The sequence below is a fragment of the Paracoccus sp. NFXS7 genome (assembly GCF_040148865.1).
GTDB lineage: Bacteria > Pseudomonadota > Alphaproteobacteria > Rhodobacterales > Rhodobacteraceae > Paracoccus > Paracoccus marcusii.
Window position 1 is genome coordinate 1 of record NZ_JAKEKV010000034.1, and the last position, 1,817, is coordinate 1,817.

At 66.2% G+C, this 1,817-nt stretch carries 2 protein-coding genes; both read left to right on the forward strand.

The genetic code is table 11. The features are described 5' to 3' along the window. Positions 1 to 789 (forward strand): acetaldehyde dehydrogenase (acetylating) (locus LZ686_RS18800; RefSeq protein WP_349548775.1); only part of this gene is annotated, 789 nt, incomplete at its 5' end. A 12-nt stretch (positions 790 to 801) separates the two neighbouring features. Further along, the coding region (gene dmpG, locus LZ686_RS18805) for a 4-hydroxy-2-oxovalerate aldolase (RefSeq protein ID WP_349548776.1) at positions 802 to 1,817 on the forward strand (1,016 nt) is incomplete at its 3' end.

Consider the following 1,817-nt stretch of genomic DNA (forward strand, 5'->3'; position numbering starts at 1 on the left):
TCGCCGGGTCTGGCGCGGGCGCGGGACATGGGCATCAAGACCACCTGCGAAGGCGTGGACGGCCTGGTGCCGCACATGAAGGAAGACAACATCCAGATCTGCTTTGACGCCACCTCGGCCTATGTCCACGCGGAGAACAGCCGCAAGGTGAACGAGCAGGGCGCGGTGATGATCGACCTGACCCCCGCGGCGATCGGTCCCTTCTGCATTCCGCCGGTGAACCTGCACGATGCGGTGGCGGCGAAGGCGATGAACGTGAACATGGTGACCTGCGGCGGCCAGGCGACGATTCCGATGGTGGCGGCGGTGAGCCGCGTGCAGCCGGTGATCTACGGCGAGATCGTAGCCACGGTGAGCAGCAAGTCGGTGGGCCCGGGCACGCGCAAGAACATCGACGAGTTCACCCGCACCACGGCCAAGGGCGTGGAGATGGTGGGCGGCGCCCAGCAGGGCAAGGCGATCATCGTGATCAACCCGGCGGAGCCGCCGCTGATCATGCGCGACACCATTCACTGCCTGACGGTGGACGAGCCGGACCAGGCGGCGATCACCCAGTCGGTACACGACATGGTGGCGGAAGTGCAGAAATACGTGCCGGGCTACACGCTGAAGAACGGCCCGGTGTTCGACGGCAACAAGGTGAGCATCTACATGGAGGTGGCGGGCCTGGGTGATTTCCTGCCGCGCTACGCGGGCAACCTGGACATCATGACGGCGGCGGGCCTGCGCACGGCGGAGATGTATGCCGAGCAGATTCTGGCCGGCAGCTTTGTGCCCGAAGCGGCCTAGGGAGAAGCGACGATGGATTTGAAAGGCAAGAAGGTAACCGTACACGACATGTGCCTGCGCGACGGGATGCACCCGAAGCAGCACAAGATCACGGTGGCGGAGATGGTGGACATCGCGGTGGCGATGGACGCGGCGGGGATTCCGCTGATCGAGGTGACCCACGGCGATGGCCTGGGCGGTGCCTCGGTGAACTACGGCTTCCCGGCGGCGAGCGACGAGGAATACCTCACCGCGGTGTGCAAGGCGGTGAAGAACACCAAGGTCTCGGCGCTGCTGCTGCCGGGGATCGGCACGGTGGACCACCTGAAAATGGCGGTGGACTGCGGGATCTCCTGCATCCGGGTGGCGACCCACTGCACCGAGGCGGATGTCTCGGAGCAGCACATCCAGATGGCCTCTCAGATCCAGGGCCTGGATACCGTGGGCTTCCTGATGATGGCGCACATGATCGAGCCGGAGCCGCTGGTGGAGCAGCTGAAGCTGATGGAGTCCTACGGGGCGAACTGTGTGTACATCACCGACTCGGCGGGCTACATGCTGCCGGACGACGTGGCGGCGCGGGTGAAGCTGGCGCGACAGGAGCTGAAGCCGGAGACCGAGCTGGGCTTCCACGGCCACCACAACCTGGGCATGGGCATTGCCAACTCGCTGGCGGCGGTGGAGGCGGGTGCCTCGCGCATTGACGGCTCCCTGGCGGGGCTGGGTGCGGGTGCGGGCAACACGCCGCTGGAAGTGTTCCTGGCGGTGTGCGACCGCATGGGCGTGGAGACCGGCGTCGACCTGTTCAAGGCGATGGACGTGGCGGAGGACCTGATCGTGCCGCTGATGGACCACATGGTGCGGGTGGACCGCGACTCGTTGACCCTGGGCTGGGCGGGTGTCTACTCCAGCTTCCTGCTGTTCGCCAAGCGCAGCGCGGCCAAGTACGGGCTGTCGGCGCGGGATATCCTGGTGGAGCTGGGCCGTCGCCGCACCGTGGGTGGCCAGGAAGACATGATCGAGGACCTGGCGCTGGACATGGCCAAGGA